This is a genomic window from Cryobacterium sp. 10S3, assembly GCF_034344045.1.
GTDB lineage: Bacteria > Actinomycetota > Actinomycetes > Actinomycetales > Microbacteriaceae > Cryobacterium > Cryobacterium glucosi.
This window is the reverse complement of record NZ_CP133773.1, coordinates 1,702,719-1,723,398: the sequence shown is the minus strand read 5'-3', so window position 1 is coordinate 1,723,398 and position 20,680 is coordinate 1,702,719. Positions and strand designations below refer to the sequence as shown.

Below are 20,680 nucleotides of genomic sequence, written 5' to 3'. Positions count from 1 at the left end.
AGCGGCTACTCTCCGAGGAAGGCATTCAGAGGAGATACTGCATGATCGGTCGCGTTGACCCGTTTATCGGCACCGAGGTTACGGACCTTCCTCCTCAGACCGGCCTCGCCGCCACCTGGTGGTGGCCGAAGCCTCAGATCGGGAACACGCACCCGGGCGCTACCTACCCGCTCGGGATGGTATCGGCCTGCGCGTATTCGGGGGCCTATCCGACAGGGTACGGCCGGTACGACCTCTCTCTCGAGGGCATCCCGCCCCTCCTGCACGAGCGTCACCTCGCTTCGGGATTCGCGCACTTCCAGCAGTCCGGTACCGGCGCCATCCGAAAGTACTACAACTACTTCCGCGTCACGCCGATGATCGAACCACTCGACGTGCTCGGTCGGACCTGGGAGCTGACCGACGAACAAGCCGAGCCGGGCTGGTATTCAGGAACCCTCGACTCCGGCATCACCGCAGAGCTCACCGTCGGGCCGAAGAGTGCGGTGCACCGGTATACCTTTCCGGCACATTCCAAGGCGCGGGTGGTCATCGACTTCTCGCACGGTGGACTGTCGATTCCGTACGGCGCCACGATCCCGGTGCGGGCCCATCTCGAGTGCCTCGAGCCCGGAGTCGCCAGCGGGGAGATCGTGGTGGAGGGCGCCCCTCTTTCGGTGTACATCGAGTGCGACAACCCCCAGTGGCGTCAGATGCTCTGGTACGACAGACGCCTGATGCCGGGTGGGACCCGGCTCGACTTCGACCACATCCGCCCGACGACCTTGCGCCCGTTCGGCCTGATGTGGGCCGGTCCGAGCGAGGAGGGCCAGACGATCGAGCTGCGGATCGGATTCTCCCTGCGGGGCGTCGACCAGGCCAAGCGCAACCTCGAGGCGGATTGCGGAACCGGACCGGCGCAGTTCACGCCCCGCCGGGAGCGGACCCAGAAGGTCTGGCGCAAAAAGCTCAAGGGCATCACGGTCAGGACACCGTCTGCCGCTCGCCAGACGGTGTTCTCGACGGCGCTCTACCACGCCCTGATCAAGCCCTGCCTGGCCCCCTCTGAGAGCCCGTTCTGGCCGACGGACGGACCGTTCGTCTTCGACATCAGCACCATGTGGGACATCTACCGCACCCAGCTTCCCCTGATCACTGCGCTGATGCCGGAACGAGCGGTCGAGCTCGCGAACGCGATGATCACCATCTCGGAGGAGGAGGGCAACTTCCCCATCGGGTACCGGATGGCCCGCGGAAGCGACCGTTTCTCACGGCAGGCGAGTGCTCTCGCCCATACCTTCCTCGCCGACCTGTGCCAGCTCGGCCTCCCCGGAATCGACTGGGACTGGGCCCTCGTGCACATGTCCGACGACCTGCGCCGCACCTACGGCGAGGAGTTCCTGGTTCACGGGGAGGCGCATCCGATCAGCCACACCCTCGACCTGGCATTCGGATACTGGTGCACCGCGAAGGTCGCCGGGCACGTCGGCGACAGGGCCCTCGTCGAGCAGTTCGTCGCCCTCGCTGAACGCTGGGTGAATGCGTACGACCCGGTCACCGGTCTCCTGAAGGACTCCACGTACTATGAGGGCACCCGGCACAACTACTCGTTCCGGCTGGTTCAGGACATGGATGCCCGCATCGCTCTGAGTGGAGGGGCCGAGCGGTTCATCGCCCAGCTCGACGAGTTCTTCGGCTACGGCGCCGAGCCGGTGAAGCAGCTCGTCCGGGGCTCCGGCCCGGAGGAAGTCATCGCCGGCTACCGACTCGGCCGATTCGAGGGACTCAACAACGAGCCCGACATGGAAGCGCCGTGGTCGTACCATTACGTGGGCCGGCCGGACCGCACGGCCGAGATCGTGCACAACATCGTGCATCAGCAGTTCGGCACCGGCCGGGGAGGGCTGCCAGGAAACGACGACTCCGGCGGGCTCAGTTCCTGGTTCGTCTGGGCGTCACTCGGGCTGTTCCCGGTGGCCGGCCAGAACATCGTCCTCGTCAACGCACCCTCCTTCGAGAAGTCGACGTTTTCTGTCGGTAAGCACTCGTTCACCATCCGTACTCGTGGATTCATTGAACCGACACCGGGCGGACCCGTACAGTATGTGCAGGCTATGGAATTCAACGGGGAACCGCTCGGGCGCACCTGGCTCAGTGGAAATGAATTCCACGCCGGTGGCGAACTCGTCGTGGAGTTGGGGCCTGAGCCGGGCAGCTGGGGAACGACGGACTTCCCACCCTCGACGCCATCATCCTTGTCACCATCACGAGCGTCACGATCCACGGGAGAGACATCATGAATTCTGTTGAGAACCGGCTTGTCATCGTGGTCCGGGCCGATCCGGTCATTTGCGGCCACTCCGTCGAAGCGCGTAATCTCGCTGAGACCGCGCTCGAGCGCGGCTTCGACGAGGTGCGCATCGTGACGTGGCCGATCGACAAGCTCCAGGCCTCCGGACTGCCGCTCAAACCGCTCGATTCCGTGCTGCCATACAGTCCCGGGATCTTCGTCGACCGCCCCGCACCGGTCGGGGACTACAAGGTGCTCGACGGGCGCCACCTCGCCGGGGTCACCGGCCGGCTGATCGAGCTCTTCACCGATGGCGTGCCCACGGTCTGCCTCTCGCTCTACCTCACGCCGCACACGCTCGCGGTCTCCGACGCCGTGCGCGCTGCCTGGGGGACCGGGCTGCCCGTCAACGTGACCACGATCGCGGAAGCCGTGGGTTCGGACGTCACGAATGTCGTGCGCACCGCGGTCAACGAGGGACGATTCGGCGCCGCTGCGCACATCCTGTCGAGCTATCTCAGCCAGGATTACTGCGTCGCTGTGTCCGAGTACACCCGGCAGCTCATCATCACCGAGGCCGAACTCGTCGACCAGCACCACGGCACCCGCTACGCGGCCCAGTGCCGCGAACGGATCACGATCTCCTACCCGGCGATCGACGCAGACTCCTACCTGCACCTCGACGAGAGCGTGACGGACGACGTTCTCACCGCCCGCGGCCTCGAACGGGACGGGTACATCCTGTTCCTCTCCCGGCTCACCGCGGCGAAGGGCGTTGACGATCTCATCGCCGGTTACGCGATCAGCGCAGCCAGCCAGGACAAGATCCTCGTGATCGCAGGCCGCGGCCCGCAGTCCGAGGCACTCCGGGCCATCGCCGCGGCCTCGCCGCTCGCCGATCGCATCCGGTTCCTCGACGACGTCGGCGATGCGGAGAAGCCGTACCTGATGGCCGGATGCGCCGCCTTCGTGCTTCCGAGCAAGCCGCGGCCGGAGTTCGTGGAGACGTTCGGCATCGCACTGGCCGAGAAGATGCTCGCCGGCGGCGGTCCCGTGATCACCACCGTCACCGGTGGCATCGGCGAAGCCGTGGGCGACCACGCCCTGATCATCCCCGTCGAAGACCCGCAGGCGATCGCCGAGGCGATCGACCGCGCAATTCTCGAGACCACGGCGGAGGAGCGCAGGGACTGGGCTGACCGTGCGCGCGAGTATGCGATGCAGTTCGACCGGCGCAACGTCTTCGACCGGATGTTCGCCCCGCTGCGGGACACCGCCGAGGTCCCGCACCAGTAGGAGCGGATCCGGCGGTCGGACCCGCCGCGGGCAAGACGGTTGGTCTGAAATCGTGAAGTGTGAAGCGGTGAGGTCTGAAGCGGTGAGGTCTGAAGCGCCGATGTCTGAACTGCCGGGTCCGAAACGTCCAGTTTCGAACACCGTTAGTACGGAACAAGGAGACTCGGCGGTCGGTGCCGCTGCCGTCCCCGCTACACCGCCGATCTTCCTCGCCGACTCAGTCGTCGTCCCGGAGGATCGGGCTTTTGCTGGTAAGGAGGATGGGTCTCTGTTCGGGGTCGAGTCCCGGGGGTGGTGTGAGCCAGTAGTGGCCGGTGTCGTCGCGTGTGATGCGCCAGTGTTCGTTGTGGAGTCTGAGGTGGTCGGCCCGGCAGAGCAGGATCCCGTCGGCGAGGTTGGTTGCGCCGGTGTCGTCTTTCCAGTGCTGGATGTGGTGGGTTTCGGTCCAGGAGGGTGGTCGGTCGCAGCCGGGCCACATGCAGCCGCCGTCGCGAAGGGCGAGGGCGTCGCGTTGGGCGGGGCTGAAGGTGCGTTGTTCGCGGCCGAGGTCGACGCCGCTGCCGTGGTCGTCGAAGGTGACGTCGAGGAGTCCGGTGTCGCACCGGTTCCGTTCTAGAGTCTCGGTGGAGACCGTAACCGCGGTTCCCTCGATCACGCCCGGCTGGAGCGCGGGTGCCTCGTCTCTGCGGCCTGCCTCGGCATCGGACGTGGGTCCGGTCACCGCGTCGGGAGTCGGCCAGCTCGGTTCAGTCCTGCCGGCTGCGGTCTCGATCGACGCGGTCCGGACCGGCGCGGTCCCGTGCGGTGCGACGCCGATGAGTGCGGTGCCGGTGGATGCGGTCCCCGTCGGTGTGGTGCTGGTCGGTGTGGTGCTCCTGGGGCGGATGGTGATCATGCGGACGGCGGGGCTTCGTCCTCCGGCGATGCGCTTGGGGTCGGCTTTGACGCCGAGTTTGGTCAGGGCGAGGAATGCGTCCGCGGTGAGCTGTTCGGTGGTGCGCGGGTCGTCCTGCACGCGCTTCGCCCACGCTGCCTGCTCCTTGTTCACAAAGCGGACCCCGCCCCGGCGGGGGCTGGTGATGGCGTCGTAGGTACTCATCAGGTATTCGCCGTCTTCGGGGGCGAACAGGCCGACCATGCGCACCTGCCCCGTGTGGAGCCGCCAGAACCGCAGGGACCGGTCGTCGTAGACGGCTTTCTCGCGGGCGGCGATGCCGGCCTCATCGAGCACGTCCCGCACCCGGCGGGCCCGCTTGAACAACTGATCTGCGTTCAGGGTTCGTGCTTCGGTGAGGAGCCGGGCCAGGGCGGACGCGAGATTCTCCGGGGTGATAGCCCGGTCCAGATCGCCCAGGCCCTTACGGAGCGCGTCCGCCTTCTCGACGCTGAGCCAGCCCTCGGCGAGGGCGCGGCCGATCGGGGCGTGCCACGGTGGTACCGCTGCCGACGGAACCGGCTGGTCGACCGGCGGCAGATCTGGAGCGGCCCCGTCGAGGGGCGGGGTGCCGTCGAGCAGCTTCTGGGCCTCGGCGGCGTCGCGGGCGGCCTTCTCAGCGGCGTCGATCTCGGCCACCAGCCGGCCCACCCCGAGGAGCTTGACCGCATCGCCCTTGCTCGACCCGGAGATCGACTGCAGCAGGTCCTCCGGGGAGCGGAACCCCTTCCGGGCCGCAAGACCCTTCCCGCCGAGTTCGGGCCGGGACCTGCGGGCCAGGGTCGCTGCGAACCACGCCGCCTGGGTGTCGAGGGCCCGCCGGGCTCCCGCGATCAACACGTGTCCCTCGAGCACCGCCTCGTCACTGAGCGTGTCGACGGCGGCGGACGAACCGCCCAACCCGGTGACGACATTTGCCATCGAGCGCAACCCGCCGAGCACGCCGCCGCCGAGCACGCCGCCGCCGAGCACCGGGTCGTCATGCTCCCGGTCGCCGTGCGGCTTTTCGGGTGAGGCGGGCGACTCCGGGAGGTTGGTCATGCCCCCACGTTACGACCGACCACCGACATTCTGTGAGCATGGCTCAGGTGTGTGGAAACTTCCTCTGACCAGCACACTGTTGAGGACAGGTCGTCACTCAAATGCCGCGAAAAACCGGTCACGGAACTCGTCCATCCGCCATTCGGGTGCCGCGCGATCCGGCAGCATTCCCGGTTGCCACTGCCAGGAAGCGATCCGGCTCATGACCTCGGGATCCCGGGAGATGATGCTGATCGGCACGGTGTGGTTCGCGCCTTCGCCACTGACCACGGTCGCCGGTTGGTGGTCGCCGAGAACGACGAGGACGAGATTCGGGTTGTCGTAGGTGGTGAGGAACGAGATGAGCGTGCTGAGCGAGTATTCAACGGATTGTCCGTAGAGCTGCTGTACCAGATGCGGGTTCTGCCAGACCTCGCTCGGAGACAGTCCCTGGTCCGGCTGGGGGTCGTAGAGTGAACCGTCTCCGACAGCGGTCCACGGCACCTCGTGAGGCAGGGGAGTCCACGGGGTGTGCGAGGACACCAGGTCGATCTCCGCCATCAGCGGACGGTGTGGTCCGGCCAGTTCGTGCTTCTGGAAGTATTCCCAGGTGTACTGGTCGGGTATCAGGGCATAGCTGAACGGAGGACCCTGATATCCGACGTTCTGGGAGGTGAGTTCTGTCCCGAAATGATAGAACGATCGGCCGATCGGCCACGGCCCGGTGTCGGAGGGCACGTCACTGATGGTGTGCCAGCCCGCCTCGGCAAATGCCCTGCTGAGGGTGAGCCGGTTTCCGGCGGTCACCTGATCGTATTTCTGTTGTGAGTCGATCCAGAGCCCGGTTTGCAGGGTGGAATGGGCGAGCCAGCTGATTCCGCCGAATGTCGGCGAGGTGAGAAAGGCGCTGCGTTCCTGGTAGCCCGTGGCCGCGAGCTCCGCGTTTCCCCTGCGCAGGACGTCGTCGACGCCGACGGAGAAGAACGTGTCCTGCACGGCGACCTGGCCGTAACTTTCGACGAACGCGACGATGACGTCCTTTCCCTTCAGCCCGGTGAGGAGAGAGGATGCCGGCAGTCGGGCGTATTCGTCGGTTGCGCTTGCGCGTGCGAATCTGGCCTGGTCGGCATCCGCGATCCTGACCTGCTCGGCTTTCACGACGACCGTGTGGATCGTGTCCGCAGCGGCGACGGATTCGCCGGGTACGACCTGGGCGCCGCTGAATCCGAGCGCGATCCAACTCGCTGCGATCACGAAGCCACCGATCGCTGCGGGGCGGCGGTGCCGACCCACTGCGTCCGTGATCCGAAGGAATGCACCAGCGAGAATGAGAGTGACAGCCGAAAACGATATCGGGATCAGGATGAGCAGTGTGACCGATGCGACCGGGCCGGCAGAATCCCGGAGGACACCGTAGGCGTCCCGCACCTCCGGCCAGCCGGTCACCACATTGAACGGCTGACCGACCGTGCTTTTGAACCCCCGATCGAGAGCCGCGAGAGCGATGGTTGCGACGAAGACCATGGCGGCGAGGATCGAGACGGTCCGGCGCGCGAACGGACGCCGAAGTCCCGCCAGGATCAGGACGACGACGACCGATTCCAGGGGTACGCGCACCAGGGCCAGCAGCGACCCCGTGCTGATCCATCCAGGCGCGAGGACAGAGACGAATGCCAGGACGAGGGCGGCGGCCAAACCCACCCGTCGTCGAACCATCGGCGGACGGTTGGCGCTCACCGCATTCCCGCCATGAGAGGCGCCGTGATCACAGCCGGGTGGGCTTCCGCGTCGTGCTCGGTGAACCGATCTGAGAGCGCGTAGCGCATCAGAACCATGTCACCGATCGGCCTGGCTTCTGCGAGGTGAGCCCGCCGGTCACTGGTCCAGGGAAACAGGGCGTCGCCGACGAAGCGGGCGCCACCGGCTGAGCCGACAAAGAACGGTGCCACGCATAGCTGGAGCTCGTCGACCAGATTCGCGGTGAGAAACTGCGTGTGGACTATCGCTCCTCCCTCGACCATGAGCGTGCCGATCCCGCGCTGACCCAGGTCGGCGACGAGGTCGGCCATTCTCACTCCACCGTCCAGCCCGACGACAACGGCGGCGGGTCCGAGCCGTCGCCGGAGGCCGCCGGCCAGCGGCGCGGGGCAGTACACGAGCCGAGTGGTGTCGCCGGATGTGAAGAATGCCGCGTTCGGATCGAGGTCGCCCGTCGCCGTCACCGTGACCTTCCACGGTGAGCGCGGCAGGCCGGCCGCCTCTCGACGGTTCTGGCGGGCAGCGCTCCTCACCAGCAATCGCGGGTTGTCGGCTCGCACGGTTCGTGCACCGACCAGGATTGCGTCGTTCCTTGCCCGCACGGCGTCGACACGATCGAGGTCGGCTGCATTCGACAGGGTGAGCCGCGGTGGACGCGCTGTGTCGAGATACCCGTCGAGCGAGATGGCGCAGCTCAGGGTGACGAATGGCGTGAGTGTCACGATGTCTCCTCCTGGTCGAGAGCGTGTGGAACGAGAATGGACTCCGGTCGGCGCAGACGAACGGCGACAGCGGCGGCGACGAGCGCGCCTGGCGCGATCGAGAGCATCGTGAGCACGCCGAACAGGGTGGATGCCGCCACCCCCGCCGGCGCGCCCGATCCCGCAACTGCGAATGCCCAGCCGGCGATGCCCTCGCGAGGTCCCCAGCCGCCGATGTTCAGCGGGATCGAGGCGCCGAGCAGGATGACGAGAGCGAGAGTGAGCATCCGCAGCCCCGGCATCCTCGCGCCAACGGCCGTAGTTGCGAGCGTGAGAGTGGCGACATGGCAGCCGACGACGATGACCGACGCGATCGCGACCTGCAGGGAGGTGCGCAGTGATCCGAGGCCGGCCCGGAGTTCGCGCGCCTCGCTGAGCAGCACCGCATGGGCGCGTGTGCTCAGCGCTATCGTCGCGGCAAGCCCGGCGACGACGACGCCGAATCCGATCCCGAGCGCCGGCAGCAGGTAGCCCTCGAACTCGGTTCCGAAGCACGCCAGCACTATCAGCGCCAGGCCGAGCTGCACGACCTGCCCCGACAGGCGCTCGACCGCGACAGCGCGCGCGGCGGGCCTGACGCTTGTGCCGCGCGGGCCGCTGTCGACTGCCCGGCGGATGTCCCCGACGATTCCGCCCGGAAGGATCGTGTTCAAGAACTGGGACTGGTAGTACATTCCGACGGCGGTCGACAAGCGGAGCGGAACTCCCAGGCGGGTCGCGATGAGCTGCCACCGCCACGAGGCAGCCACCGTTGCAACGGCCGAAAGAAGCAGCGCCGCGCCGATCGTCGGTCCGTCCAGGCTGACGATGCCCTGCAGGAACGGGCCCGTGCCCACCTGCCCGATGACGCTGATGAGGACCCCGGCGCCGAGGACCGGACGGATGGCACGGCGGAATCCCGCCGACCGCAAGACCTGGCGAATCAGGGCTCGGCTGCGGTGGGTCATCCGCGCGGCCAGGCCAGCAGGTCGACGTGGCGGATGCGCGCTGCCAGCTCCCCGCATCGGATCTGGGACATCCGAAGTCGCCGGAAGCGCGCGGCCTCAGCGCCCAGCCGGGGATCCTGCTCGACGGCGGCGTCCACCCATCCGCAGAACCAGTCGAGGAGCAGGCGGTGCCTGCTGTGGTCGAGCAGCCATTCCGTGGCGGTCTGGCGCACCTCCCAGCCGGCCTGTGTGAACAGTCCGCGCGCAATCGGCGCGCCATACGGACCGAGCTGCCTGCGATTGTCTGCCAGTCGAAGTTGATGTGCGTTGAAGGCTTCCTCGAATGCCGCGTCGAGGTGGTCCCGTGGGCTCAGGCGAACCCGGCCTGTCACGCTGAGGGTGAGAAGAGCGGGGCAGCTGGCGTCAACGCAGGCGTCCACGATGGTGTGGGTCTCGTGGGAGGTCAGCACATCGAGCAGGGCGGATGCCGTCACGAGGGACGCACCCTCAAGGTCGGATGCCCGCAGGTCGGCGAGGTTCCCCGGTCGGGCGAGAACGGAGATCGCTGCCGAGTTCCCGTCCCGCGGACGCATCCTGCCGATGGCCGATTCGATCAGGTCCGGATTCCAGTCGTGCAGGATCCAGGTCTGCGGACCGGGGAGGAGGGGAGCGAGCCAGCGCATCATCGAACCGGTCCCGCTGCCGAGATCGTGAACGATCACCGGTCCATCCGGGATTTTGGCGGCGGCGGTGAGCGCAAGATCGCGTGAGCGCGCAGCTGCGTCCTCCGGTTCACGCAGCGCCAGCCAGTCCGGACTGACCAGGGGAATGCCGGTCATGGGGAAACCGCCGTTTCACGGAATGCCACCTCGATGAGCGTTGACGCAATGGCGGCTACCGTCGCACTCCACGGCCTGGCCCGTCTGCTGGCCGCCACGGCGGCTGCCTTGAGCTGCGACCGCTGTGCCGGACTGGCTAACCAGTGGCGCAGCGCGACCTCGAGCGCCCGCGGATCCTCCGGCGCGACGAGGATCCCCGCCGACTCGTTCGAGAGCGCTTCCGGAATGCCACCGATACGGGAGGCCAGGACGGGGATGCCGCGGGCCTGGGCCTCTGCGACGACCATTCCGAAGCTCTCGTACCGGGATGGCACGACGACAAGGTCGGTCCTGGCGTATGCGCTGTCCAACCGTGTTCCGACCAGAGCACCCCTGAACGGTGCCCTGGCGGTGAGGCGTGCCCGGTGACGGGCGCGCGTCAGCTCGTCGACAAAACCTGGTGCACCGTCGAGTGATCCGACGAAGGTGCACGTCCAGCCGTCAACGTCGGTGAGGTGCGCCAAGGCGCCGATCAGCAGGTCCTGGCCCTTGTGCGGGGCAACCACGCCAATGCAGAGCAGCCGGTCGCCTGCTGGTGAAGCGTTCGTCGTGGCGGCGGGATCCGTTCCCGGGTAAGCGACGACGACGTCGTGGGCCGCGTGGGAGTGACGCGTGATGATCTCAGACCGGGTCCATCCGCTCGTGGCGATGATGCGTTTCGCAGCCCGGAATGCGTCTCGTTCACGGCTGTCGGCCGTGACCATGTGCGCGAGGACGATCAACCGGAGCCGGGTGGCCTGGAGGCCCAATGCCACCGATTCGCGTGCGGCGATCAGGCCGTCGACCAGGGCGAGGGCACCGTCCGGCAGCCTCGACAGGGTCAGGCCCGTGAGCATGCCGTCATCCGGCGGGATCGGAACCATGTGCACCTCCCAGCCGCTGCGTCGGAGCCCGTCGCGAACGTGCTGGTCGTAGACGTTGCCACCGCTGACCCTGGCGGGGTCGTCGATCGCTGCGGGCACGAAGAAGGAGACCCGACGTTCGGCGGACATGCTCATGCCGTCCTCGTGTAGCTTGCCCACGCGATGTGTGACTCATGGAGCGTGACCGTGATGGAGTCCAGCTGCTGAACGGGGCCGAGTGACCCTGCCTTCACCCCTTCGGCCAGCAGATCGGCGATCGCTGTGCAGAGCACTTCGGTGGTTGTGTTCCGGCCCCGGAACCGCGGGTCTTCGTCGAGGTTGCGATACGTGAGCGCCCCCGTGATCTCCGCGAGCGCGCTCGCCAGTCTGCCGATGTCCACGACCACACCGTTGGCGTCGAGGCCGCCCGACGCGACGGTCGCGTCGACGATGAATGTGGCTCCGTGGAGTCGCTGGGCAGCACCGAAGGCGTCGCCCGTGAGACTGTGGGCGATCATCAGATGATCGCGGACCGTGACCGTGTACGTCATTTTGGTTCTCCCCACGTGATGGTGTGACACAGGACATCCGGAGCCCCCCGGGCGAGGCTCGCCATCACCTCGGGAAGGTCGCGCCACGAGGACTCACCGGTCAGCACGGCATCGAAGGCCGGGTCGTGCAGGAGCCGCATGGCCAGCTCCAGGCGTTCACGCCTCGACCGGTTTCCCCGGCGACTCGCCGCCACCGCTCCGACCTGGCTCGACCGGATCGTCAATCGTCGCGAGTGGAAGTCGGCGCCCAGCATGAGCGTGACCGGGCGATCGCCGTACCAGCTCGCCTCGAGGACCTCGCCGTCGGTGACCACTGTTTCGAGGGCGAGCTGCAACCCGGCGGCCGAACCGCTCGTGTTGATTACGATGTCCCGGTCACCCGGCGGCCGCGCGACGTCGGCGAAGCCCACGCCCAGTCGATCCGCAACCACCTGGCGCGCTGGGTTGACGTCGATCAGAGTGACCTCGACCCCGGGGATGCCGCGGAGCAGTCGTGCGACACAACACCCGATCATGCCGGCGCCGATGACGGACACCTGGTCGCCGATAAGTGGACGAGCATCCCAGAGCACATTGATGGCTGTTTCGACCGCGCCCGTGAGCACGGCGCGACGTGCCGGTATCCCGACGGGAACCGGCACGACCGCATCGGCGGGGACGACGAACGCTGACTGGTGGGGGAACAGCGTGAACACGATCCGGCCCTCGAGGGATTCGGGTCCCTGGTCTACGACGCCGACATTCAGATATCCGTATTTGACCGGGCCCGGAAGCTCACCGTCCTGGTGGGGGGGGGCACGCATCCGGTCGAACTCGCTCTGCGGGACGTGTCCGCTGAATACCGAAATCTCCGTGCCTCGGCTGACCCCGGTGTAGAGGGTCCTTACGAGCACCTCTCCATCGCCGGGTTTCGGCACGGTTTCCCGGCGGAGCACCCCGACGTGGGGCGACTCCACCCAGAATGCGGATGACTCGACCACAGTCCCTCCCGTTCGTGAACGATTTATGCCGGAGCGCCGTCTTAACAGATGAGTTAACAAAGAAACGAGACAGGGATGCGCAGAGTTCAATTCGCGCCGATTTCCTCAGCAATCGCGGGGACGGCGGCCGCGACGGTCCTCGGCCTTGCCGCTGGGTCCTGGGACCGGTCGTGGGCGCCCGCTGTCGGCTGGCTGGTGGCCCTCAGCTACCTGGTCGTGTCGAATGCCCTGCTCGTGCGCGGGCTACGGAGCAGAAACTCGACACGATTTGGACCAGCGAACCGTGTCACGGCCGTGCGGTCGACGCTCGTCGGGATGATCAGCGGGATCGTCGTTGCATCGTTCGTCGCGCCGGTTCCCACCACCCTGATGATGGCCCTCGTCGTGCCTGCCCTCGTCCTGGACGCCGTCGACGGCTGGGTCGCGCGGCACACGAACTCCACGAGCGAGCTGGGCGCGCGGTTCGACATGGAAGTCGATGCGTTCCTGTTGCTCGTGCTGAGCGTTTATGTGTCGAAGAACCTGGGGACCTGGGTCCTCGCGATCGGCACCATGCGGTACCTCTTCGTCATCGCCGGGTGGATCTTTCCCTGGCTCCGCCGGCAGCTGCCATCCCGGTATTGGCGGAAGGTCGTCACGGCCGTGCAGGGCATCGCCCTGGCGACGGCCGCGACACGGCTTCTCCCCGGTCTTGATGCCCTGCTCGTCGCGCTGGCGCTCGTCCTGCTCCTCGAATCCTTTGGCCGCGACGTGCTCTGGCTCGCTGCACGACGGTCAGAGCCGGTCAGGTTCCGTTGATCCCGATCAGGAATGGCGAGCGGCGGAGGCGAACATTCATACGGAGGGGAATGCCGGGCACTTCGAAAGCACGGTCCCGCTGCACCCATCCCGCGTGATCGCTCTGGTAACTGCGCTCAAACCACGGCTATCTTGTTACCCGTCCGGTTGATACCGCTACGCGAGCCAGGGGAGGAACTTCATGGCTAGGAATCTGGTCATCTGTCTTGATGGCACGGGCGCCCAGCCGCGAGCACGGGGTGACTCGAACGTCATCAAGGTGTTCGGGATGCTCGACCTCACCGACCCGACGAAACAGATCGCCTACTACGACCCGGGGGTGGGCACATTCTCGTCGTCGGCCTCGTGGGGTCCGCTCGCGCGTCGGCTCTCGCGCGTCGGCGGGCTTGCGTTCGGCAATGGGCTTCGCCAGAACCTGGGCGAGGCATACACATGGTTGATGCGGGAGTGGAATCCGGGTGACCGCATCTTCGTGTTCGGATTCAGCCGCGGCGCATACACCGCCCGCGCTCTATCAGGCATGCTGCGCACGATCGGCCTTCTTCATGCCGGCTCGGAGAACCTCGTGCCCTATGCAGTTTCCGAGTTCACCAAGCGCAGCAAGGATGACCGTCCCCAGGGAAAGGACGGCGTCACCACCCCGAGCGGGAAGACCCCCACGAACGCCGCACCTCGCACCCCGCAGACTGTCGCGTCGAGGGCATTCTGGGCAGGAATCGACGAGTTCTCCGAGAACTTCGCCCGCAAAGTCAACGGGCGGAGTACCGTGCGCGTCGCGTACCTCGGCGCATTCGACACGGTGAAGGCGGCTGGATTCCTCAAATGGGATATCAAATGGCCCTATACGCGCAAGCTGGACAATGATGTGCGCGTGCGTCATGCCGTGTCGATCGATGAGAAGCGCCGACCCTTCCGCGAATACCTCGTCACGCCGTCCCCTCAGTCCCAGCTTGAGGAGGTCTGGTTCGCGGGTGTGCACACGGATGTCGGGGGCACTTTCGAGGACGACCCGCGCCTCTCGAACGTCACCCTCAAGTGGATCGTCGAGGGCGCCCTTGAGGAGGGAATGCTCGTTGAACCTGGTCCGTACGCGAAAGCGTGCACCGTCACTGAGCTGAGCGCCGACGGAACCGTGCACGCGAATAGCTGGATGTGGAAGATCTTTATCGACCGAACACGCCCGATCCCGGCGAACGCGTTCATCCACTCCAGCGTCAGGCCCCGTATGGAGGCCCCGGGCCTCTATGAAACGCGGATCCCATCGGGCGTGCAGTGGGCTGACCCGAATTGGATCGACCTCGCGCCCGTCCCGGTCCGAGCCGCCAATCCGATCGAGTCCGCTCCGGCGCCTACGGAGCATCCCGCGCCAGCGGCCGTAGCGACCCGACCCACTACACCGTGAAGGTCACCTGACTCCACAGCAGTCCCGGGTCCACCACTACAGCCGGTGGCGCGGCGACTGGCGCATCCGCTCGAACCACATGCGTGTTGAGTTGAGCCAGGGCCGTGAGAAGTTCTGCCTTGGGAATGGTGTTCTCCCACTGTTTGACCAGTCCCCAGGGCAGCATCGCATAGGCCCCCTGCCCGAGCACGGACTCAACGAACGGCTTCGGAGTCGCGTTGTGCGATCCATGGTGCCCGATCTTGTAGAACGCGACACTGCTGACCAGAGCCTTCGACACGGGGTCGTCGAGCACGTGCTCCCAGGCGCCTTCCTGCGAGTCGCCCACGAACAGCAACCGCGTCCCGGACACGTCGAGCACGAAGTACACGCTCGTGTTGTTGACGGAGCGTTCGAGAACGGCCGCTGCGTCGAGCAGCGCGTCGTCGTCGGTGCCGAGCTGGGTCAGGCGCAGGGAGGCGCGCGCGTCCCTCAGCTCCGAAGGGATCGACTGGACGTCCTCGTCCGCCACTACATAGATCGGATCGAAGATGGTCGGTGTTTCGTCGTCGTCGTCGGGGTGCTGGTCGGGATCGAGTTGCAGCCACTGTGCTGACACCGGCGGGTCCATCAACGCGAGCTGCTTCGGATCGCGCGACGGGCCGAGCAGGTGGATGCTCACCCCCTCGATGGGCACGGCGATCACGTTCTTCGCGGGGTCCCGGTTGGGAACGAACATGACCGGCGGCGTGTTCTTGAACTGGGTGCCGTTGCGGCTGAGCAGCCGGTCGGTTGCTTTCGCGTTGCCCATCGAGTTGGCTGCCAGGGCGCTGGCCAATGCCAGCGGAGCCGGCAGATCCCCTGAGTTCGTCTGGGCCTTCGCCTCGATGAAACCGTGGATCTGGGTCGCTGTGGACACGAGTGAATTGCGCAGCGCCTGGGCAGCCGGATCGCTCGTGTCCTCCACGAACGGGACCAGCACCTGGCCGACATCGACGCTGGTCCACTCGTCGACCGCGAAGCCGCTGATGTGGTCCTGGTGGTGGTGGGTGGCGACGACAACGTCGAGGTGCGGGGGAGAGCCGGCAGCGGCAACCGCTGTGAGGTCCGCGATGACCGTGTGGACCACATCGGAAATGTCCCGGGTGACACCGTTGATCGTCGCGCGGCCCTGACTGTGCACACCGCAATCGACGAGCATCCGCCACACCTGTAGACCTCGTGTGATCGTGACCAGGAAGCAGTCACCAAAGCCAACGTTGTACATCCGCACGGCAACGGTCGTCTGGTCAGGCATGGGGCACGACTTTCGGCATCGGGACCTCCTCTGCGGCGTGGAGAGACGCGAACGTCATGCGAAGCAGCGAGGGCTGGTCGGTCCAGGCCGCGAGCGCATCCGCCGACGTCACGTGGTCGCTCCACGCCTGCAGCGCTTTCGCCCGCTTCGCACCGATCGCAGCACTCGATTCCGCGAACGCTCGCACCGCGTCCGGTTTCCCGGTGAATGTCTCCGGCTTCGTCAACGCATCGGGGTTCGACAAGGGAAGTGGCTTGGCCACCACGTGCACGACTTGCCCGTCGACGCGGGCGATGACCGTCGTTCCCGCTCGGATCGCCATGCGTTTACCCGCGGGCAGGGACTGGTCTTCGAGCTCCTGATGGCGTTGCGCGAACTGCGCCACCACGATCGGCCGGGGCTGCAGGTCGGATGCTTGCACGAACACCGCGTGCACGCCCACCAATTCCAGAGGGAGGTCCGGATCCAGGCCGAGTTCGTACGCGTGATACCTGCCCCACTCGATGAGCGCCACGACCGTCGCGGAATTCGCTGTCGTCGCCGGCGCCGGTTTCAGGGCTCCCGACTGTGCCGCCGGAACCGCCGGAACCGCCGGCACCGCGGGTCGCGCACGAGTGGATACCCGTGGCCGTGCATCCGACTTGTCCGGCCCCTCGATCTCCGGGTCCGCGTCCGCTCCGGTGATGGTCGTCGACGCCTCGCCGCCCAAGTCGAGGTTCTGCGTCGCCTCCAGGATGAGGGGCGCCAAGTCGACACTGTGTGCCCCGCGGGTCAGGCTGAGTGCCGGATCCGCCGGCCCCGGCCAGGTCAATGCTTCTTCTGTCAGCGAGGACACCGACGGCGGATAGATCCCGCGCCGCCGCAGAGCTTCCACGAGGTTCGTCCTCAAACGCATCGCATCATCCGGGTAGAGCGCCCGGTCGGCCGTCACGATACCGCGGACCACGTCCCCGAACGTCACGTCGACCACCGGCAGGTATTGGAAAGCCCGCACGACCATCCCAAGGATACGGTCTGCGTTCCGGATCGCCTCGACCGTCACCCGTTTCACCAGGTCGGTTGGCAAGGCCCCTGGTGGGAGGACTCCGGTTCCGCCGGTTGCCAGCCGGCGCAGATCGTTGATCTGTTTCAAATAGGTGTCGAGGTAGGCGTCGAAGACCGCCGCCACGAAGCACGCCCCCCGCGCGTGCGGCTCGGTCGCCGCCAGGAACGCGTCCGGCGTGCGCGGCGACCCGATGGCCGACCTCAGCGCCGCACCGCGGCCTGTCGACTCCCCGAATTCGAGCGCCAGGTCGAGCAATGCCGACCCTTCCCGAAGGTCTGTGCTCGAGTTGGCCACCGCCTCAGCCACCACGTCCGGGAAGAGAAAGTGGTGAAACAGCGCCACCAGGTCGGCGAATGCCTCGTGCCACGCGAACACATCCGGATTCGATGCCTCCGAGAAGTACTTGCGGATGCGATGGACGATCGCATGCGTCACTTCGTGCGCCACAACATCGACGCTCAAGCACGTGAACATCACCTGGCCGGGCAGATTCGATCCCGGATCGCGTTCGTCGGCCTTGTAGTAGCCGAAGAGCACCGCACGCCGCGTTGGATCAAAGAACGCATTGCGGCCTTCAAACGCGTGCGGCACGATCCGCAACTCCCGCCCGCCCCGCCAGCGGAAACGCTGCCCACCGAAACGTTCGAACCGTTCGATCACGCTCATCGCGACGGCGTAGACAACCTGCTGGTGGGTGCGCGGATCGCTTTCGGACGGACGAAGCCCGCCCTGGGCCAGGATCGCCGGATCATTCAGATCGACCGGCCGATACCAGACATCGCGAGCCGCGTCGTAGTCGACGACCTGCACCAGCCGGCCCGATGGTCCCGGCTCCAAATCGCGCTCGAACGGAACATCGACCGTCAAAAATCGGCCGCTCAGTCGAGTTGACATCGGATCGAACGCGTAGACCGGCAACGGCCGCCGAGCGGGCAGCCGCACCGGCGGATCGTTACGCGGTCCCAGGCGCGCTGGCGGCTGGTCTCCTGGTGTGGCGACCCCCATCGGTGCCTTCTTCCTCCGCGACAATGTCAAACGGTGAGTGTTCGCGCTCGAGGTGTTGGCTCGATCATCCCCCGTGCGGTTCGGATTGGGAACCCCGGACGAGGCCGACCACGGGAGGAGTTTTTCTAGCGCCAGGTGGTTGGCCCGGCGGAGCCGGCTCGATAGTTGTCGAGAGGTACGGAGCTTTTGCGCCAGGCGGAGAGGATCGGAGTGACAATGCGCCAGCACTCTTCCACCGCGTCTGCACGCACCGAAAGGGTGGGGTCGTCGGAGAGGATTCCGTGCAGTACTTCGCCGTACGGGCCTAGTTCTCCCTGGGCGAATTGCACCTGAAGATTGACCCGGTCGAGAGCGAAAGGATCATCTTCGCCGTTGATGTTGAGGTCGAGATCGATACTGTCCGGGGTGAGCGAGATAGTGAGCCGCGCGGGACCGGGGTTGCCGGTGAAGCCGTAGGGCCGGTGCGGTACATCCTTGAAAGTTACGACGATCTGTTGGCGGCGGTCGGCCATGGCTTTTCCCGACCGAAGTCGGAATGGAACGCCGGCCCAACGCCAGTTCTCGATCCCGACGGTCACCTCCGCGAGTGTTTCGGTGTCGAGTTCGGGAGTCACGCCCGTCTCTTTCACGTAAGCGGGAAGTCTTCGCCCGTCAATTGTGCCGGCGGTGTATCGGGCACGGCGGCTGCTGGCTACCGGGTCGCCCTTCCAGGCGCGGGTGGCGCGGAGTACCTGGGCCATTGATCCGCGCAGATCGTCGGCGTCCAGACTCGACGGGGGGCTCCATCGCAGTGAGCGCCATCACGAGAAGCAGGTGGCTCTGGATCATGTCAACGAGGGCGCCCGCCTTGTCGTAATACCCGGCGCGACCCTCGAGGCCAAGGGTCTCGTCGAAGACGATATCCACTCGCTCGATGTGCTCTGCGCTCCAGACCTGCTCGAACAAGCGGTTGGTGAAACGGAGGCCGAGCAGGTTGAGCACCGTGGACTTTCCCAGAAAGTGGTCCACCCGGTGGATGTGGTTCTCTGGCAGAAGCCTCACGAGCCGCCTATTGAGCGCCTGGGCGCTGCGCAAGTCGGTGCCGAACGGTTTCTCCATCCCGAGAACGGTGTTCTTAGGCAGCCTGACCTTCCCCAGTGCAGCGATCGAGAGAATCGTCACGTTCGGCGGCAGAGCGAAGTAGAGCGCCGGTGTGCCCGTTGCGGCAGCAAGCACGCGAGCGAGGTCAGCTGGTTTCGTCACGTCGGCCTGGAGGTATATCGAGTTGTTCGCCACCCTGGCAGACCGGGCGCTCTCGGATCCCCCTGCGGCGAAGGACTCGACGACACGGGAACGCCACTGCGCACTCGTCATGGGATCGGATCCCACACCGATCAGGCGAAGATCGTAGCCCCGGGAGCTACTGAGCAACTGGCCCAGGCCCGGAAGAAGCAACCTCTTTGAGAGATCCCCGCCCGCTCCGAATATGACGAGAGTTCCGATGCGGTCAGCCATGCGCACACGATACCTCGGCAAGACTGGCGAAACGGGACTAGTCGCCACCTGGCTGATGCAGAAGACCTCTTTGACGACGACGACCTGGACGCCGTCGCAGACCGCCTCGATCACGCAATCGGAGCTTCACGTGTGGGCCACCGGCGCCTGATTCGCCCGAGTTCCGCGTCATGACTGACCTGTGTTGGTACCGGTGGTGGGACTCGAACCCACACGTCCTCTCGAACAAAGCATTTTGAGTGCTCCGCGTCTGCCATTCCGCCACACCGGCTCACAACACCTGGTTCAGAATACCGTAGGCTTTGACCCGTGACCGACCAAGATTCAACCCCAGTACCTCCTCGCCGTGTTGTCGTGGCCGAGGATGAGTCCCTCATTCGTCTCGACATCGTCGAAATCCTTCGTGACGCCGGATTCGAGGTCGTCGGCGAGGCCGGCGACGGCGAAACCGCTGTGGCCCTGGCGACCGAGCTGCGACCCGACCTGGTGATCATGGACGTCAAGATGCCGCACCTCGACGGCATCTCGGCCGCGGAGCGGATCACCAAGGCGCACATCGCCCCGGTTGTGCTCCTCACCGCGTTCAGCCAGAAGGAACTGGTCGAGCGGGCGACGGAAGCCGGCGCACTCGCATACGTCGTCAAGCCGTTCACCCCGAACGACCTGCTGCCCGCGATCGAGATCGCGTTGTCCCGTTACAGCCAGATCATCACCCTCGAAGCCGAGGTCGCCGACCTCGTCGAGCGCTTCGAGACCCGCAAGCTCGTCGACCGGGCCAAGGGCCTGCTCAACGAGAAGATGGGCCTCACCGAACCGGAGTCGTTCCGCTGGATCCAGAAGGCGTCGATGGACCGCCGCCTCACCATGCACGATGTCGCCCAGGCGATCATCGAGCAGCTCTCCGCAAAGAAGTAGCACCACTGCACAGACGAAAGGCGGGTCCGGTCAATGGCGACCGGGCCCGCCTTTGTCGTGTGTGCACGGCGGGCGTGACAGATCAGGCGATGCCGGGGCGGTCGGTGATCAGGTTCGTGATCCGGATCGTCGAGCAGCGCCTGCCTTGATCGTCGTCGATCTCGATCGAGTGGGTCGTCAGGGTGCGCCCGAGGTGGATCGGCGTGCAGACGCCGGTGACCCAGCCGCTCGTCGCCGAGCGGGTGTGCGTCGCGTTGATCTCGATGCCGACGGCGAGCTTGCCCGGTCCCGCGTGCAGGTTCGCGGACATCGATCCGAGGCTCTCGCCGAGCACCACGAAGGCGCCCCCGTGCAGGAGCATGGCCGGCTGGGTATTGCCGAACACCGGCATCCGTGCCACCGCCCGCTCGAGGCTGAACTCGAGGAATTCGATGCCCATCTTGTCGGCGAGGGCCCCGCCGCCGCGCTGCTGCACCCAGCTGAGGGCGTCTTCGGTCTTCTGGGTCATGGTCACCTTGGATAGGGCCCTG

General features: G+C 66.3%; 18 protein-coding genes and 1 tRNA gene. 5 read left to right on the top strand and 14 right to left on the bottom strand.

What is annotated here, in order from left to right:
- The first annotated feature begins 41 nt into the window (after window positions 1-41).
- Both RHM57_RS08005 and RHM57_RS08000 read left to right on the top strand, forming a co-directional pair.
- Window positions 42-2,279 carry a glycoside hydrolase domain-containing protein gene (locus RHM57_RS08005; RefSeq protein ID WP_322189715.1) on the top strand — a complete coding sequence of 746 codons (2,238 nt, stop codon included), beginning with the start codon at window positions 42-44 and terminating at the stop codon, window positions 2,277-2,279.
- The gene (locus RHM57_RS08000; protein WP_134561145.1) at window positions 2,276-3,565 is read left to right on the top strand and encodes a glycosyltransferase; all 1,290 of its coding nucleotides are present in this window, start codon (window positions 2,276-2,278) and stop codon (window positions 3,563-3,565) included. Before RHM57_RS08005 ends, RHM57_RS08000 begins: the two co-directional genes overlap by 4 nt.
- Window positions 3,566-3,782: 217 nt before the next feature.
- Here the strand turns inward: RHM57_RS08000 and RHM57_RS07995 are convergent, their stop codons facing one another.
- The 8 genes from RHM57_RS07995 to RHM57_RS07960 form a co-directional block, all read right to left on the bottom strand.
- The gene (locus RHM57_RS07995) at window positions 3,783-5,540 is read right to left on the bottom strand and encodes an HNH endonuclease signature motif containing protein (RefSeq protein ID WP_322189714.1); all 1,758 of its coding nucleotides are present in this window, start codon (window positions 5,538-5,540) and stop codon (window positions 3,783-3,785) included.
- Window positions 5,541-5,633: 93 nt separating this feature from the next.
- On the bottom strand, window positions 5,634-7,235 hold the full coding sequence (locus RHM57_RS07990) for a CDP-alcohol phosphatidyltransferase (protein WP_322189713.1): 1,602 nt from the start codon (window positions 7,233-7,235) through the stop codon (window positions 5,634-5,636).
- Between the two features lie 17 nt (window positions 7,236-7,252).
- Window positions 7,253-7,999 carry a RibD family protein gene (locus RHM57_RS07985; RefSeq protein WP_322189712.1) on the bottom strand — a complete coding sequence of 249 codons (747 nt, stop codon included), beginning with the start codon at window positions 7,997-7,999 and terminating at the stop codon, window positions 7,253-7,255.
- Complete coding sequence (locus tag RHM57_RS07980) at window positions 7,996-8,985, bottom strand: lysylphosphatidylglycerol synthase transmembrane domain-containing protein (protein WP_322189711.1); 990 nt, start codon at window positions 8,983-8,985, stop codon at window positions 7,996-7,998. Before RHM57_RS07980 ends, RHM57_RS07985 begins: the two co-directional genes overlap by 4 nt.
- Window positions 8,982-9,803 carry an SAM-dependent methyltransferase gene (locus tag RHM57_RS07975; RefSeq protein ID WP_134448712.1) on the bottom strand — a complete coding sequence of 274 codons (822 nt, stop codon included), beginning with the start codon at window positions 9,801-9,803 and terminating at the stop codon, window positions 8,982-8,984. Before RHM57_RS07975 ends, RHM57_RS07980 begins: the two co-directional genes overlap by 4 nt.
- Window positions 9,800-10,834, bottom strand: a complete 1,035-nt coding sequence (locus tag RHM57_RS07970) for a glycosyltransferase family 4 protein (RefSeq protein WP_166787346.1) — start codon at window positions 10,832-10,834, stop codon at window positions 9,800-9,802. Before RHM57_RS07970 ends, RHM57_RS07975 begins: the two co-directional genes overlap by 4 nt.
- A 2-nt stretch (window positions 10,835-10,836) precedes the next feature.
- A complete protein-coding gene (locus RHM57_RS07965) occupies window positions 10,837-11,235 on the bottom strand; it encodes a 6-pyruvoyl trahydropterin synthase family protein (protein WP_134448710.1) in 399 nt (132 codons plus the stop codon).
- Window positions 11,232-12,215 carry a dehydrogenase gene (locus RHM57_RS07960; RefSeq protein ID WP_322189710.1) on the bottom strand — a complete coding sequence of 328 codons (984 nt, stop codon included), beginning with the start codon at window positions 12,213-12,215 and terminating at the stop codon, window positions 11,232-11,234. Before RHM57_RS07960 ends, RHM57_RS07965 begins: the two co-directional genes overlap by 4 nt.
- Window positions 12,216-12,290: 75 nt before the next feature.
- On the opposite strand from RHM57_RS07960, the gene RHM57_RS07955 reads away from it, so the two are divergent.
- Window positions 12,291-13,013 carry a CDP-alcohol phosphatidyltransferase family protein gene (locus RHM57_RS07955; RefSeq protein WP_134448708.1) on the top strand — a complete coding sequence of 241 codons (723 nt, stop codon included), beginning with the start codon at window positions 12,291-12,293 and terminating at the stop codon, window positions 13,011-13,013.
- A 181-nt stretch (window positions 13,014-13,194) separates the two neighbouring features.
- A complete protein-coding gene (locus RHM57_RS07950; protein WP_322189709.1) occupies window positions 13,195-14,415 on the top strand; it encodes a DUF2235 domain-containing protein in 1,221 nt (406 codons plus the stop codon).
- Here the strand turns inward: RHM57_RS07950 and RHM57_RS07945 are convergent.
- The 5 genes from RHM57_RS07945 to RHM57_RS07925 form a co-directional block, all read right to left on the bottom strand.
- Window positions 14,405-15,691: a hypothetical protein gene (locus RHM57_RS07945; protein WP_134560116.1), complete on the bottom strand. Its 1,287-nt coding sequence runs from the start codon at window positions 15,689-15,691 to the stop codon at window positions 14,405-14,407. The genes RHM57_RS07950 and RHM57_RS07945 overlap by 11 nt on opposite strands.
- On the bottom strand, window positions 15,684-17,741 hold the full coding sequence (locus tag RHM57_RS07940) for a hypothetical protein (protein ID WP_322189708.1): 2,058 nt from the start codon (window positions 17,739-17,741) through the stop codon (window positions 15,684-15,686). The genes RHM57_RS07945 and RHM57_RS07940 overlap by 8 nt, the downstream gene beginning before the upstream one ends.
- Window positions 17,742-17,866: 125 nt before the next feature.
- Window positions 17,867-18,481, bottom strand: coding sequence for a hypothetical protein (locus RHM57_RS07935; protein ID WP_322189707.1), 615 nt, complete (start codon window positions 18,479-18,481; stop codon window positions 17,867-17,869).
- Entirely contained in the window at window positions 18,393-19,235 is an 843-nt protein-coding gene (locus RHM57_RS07930) for a hypothetical protein (RefSeq protein ID WP_322189706.1), read from the bottom strand. The genes RHM57_RS07935 and RHM57_RS07930 overlap by 89 nt, the downstream gene beginning before the upstream one ends.
- Before the next feature lie 185 nt (window positions 19,236-19,420).
- A tRNA-Leu gene (locus RHM57_RS07925) sits at window positions 19,421-19,506 on the bottom strand.
- 38 nt (window positions 19,507-19,544) lie between these two features.
- Here RHM57_RS07925 and RHM57_RS07920 point away from each other — a divergent pair.
- Complete coding sequence (locus RHM57_RS07920) at window positions 19,545-20,150, top strand: ANTAR domain-containing response regulator (protein ID WP_134366651.1); 606 nt, start codon at window positions 19,545-19,547, stop codon at window positions 20,148-20,150.
- Between the two features lie 82 nt (window positions 20,151-20,232).
- Here the strand turns inward: RHM57_RS07920 and RHM57_RS07915 are convergent, their stop codons facing one another.
- Complete coding sequence (locus RHM57_RS07915; RefSeq protein ID WP_134448704.1) at window positions 20,233-20,658, bottom strand: hotdog fold thioesterase; 426 nt, start codon at window positions 20,656-20,658, stop codon at window positions 20,233-20,235.
- Window positions 20,659-20,680: the final 22 nt, after the last annotated feature.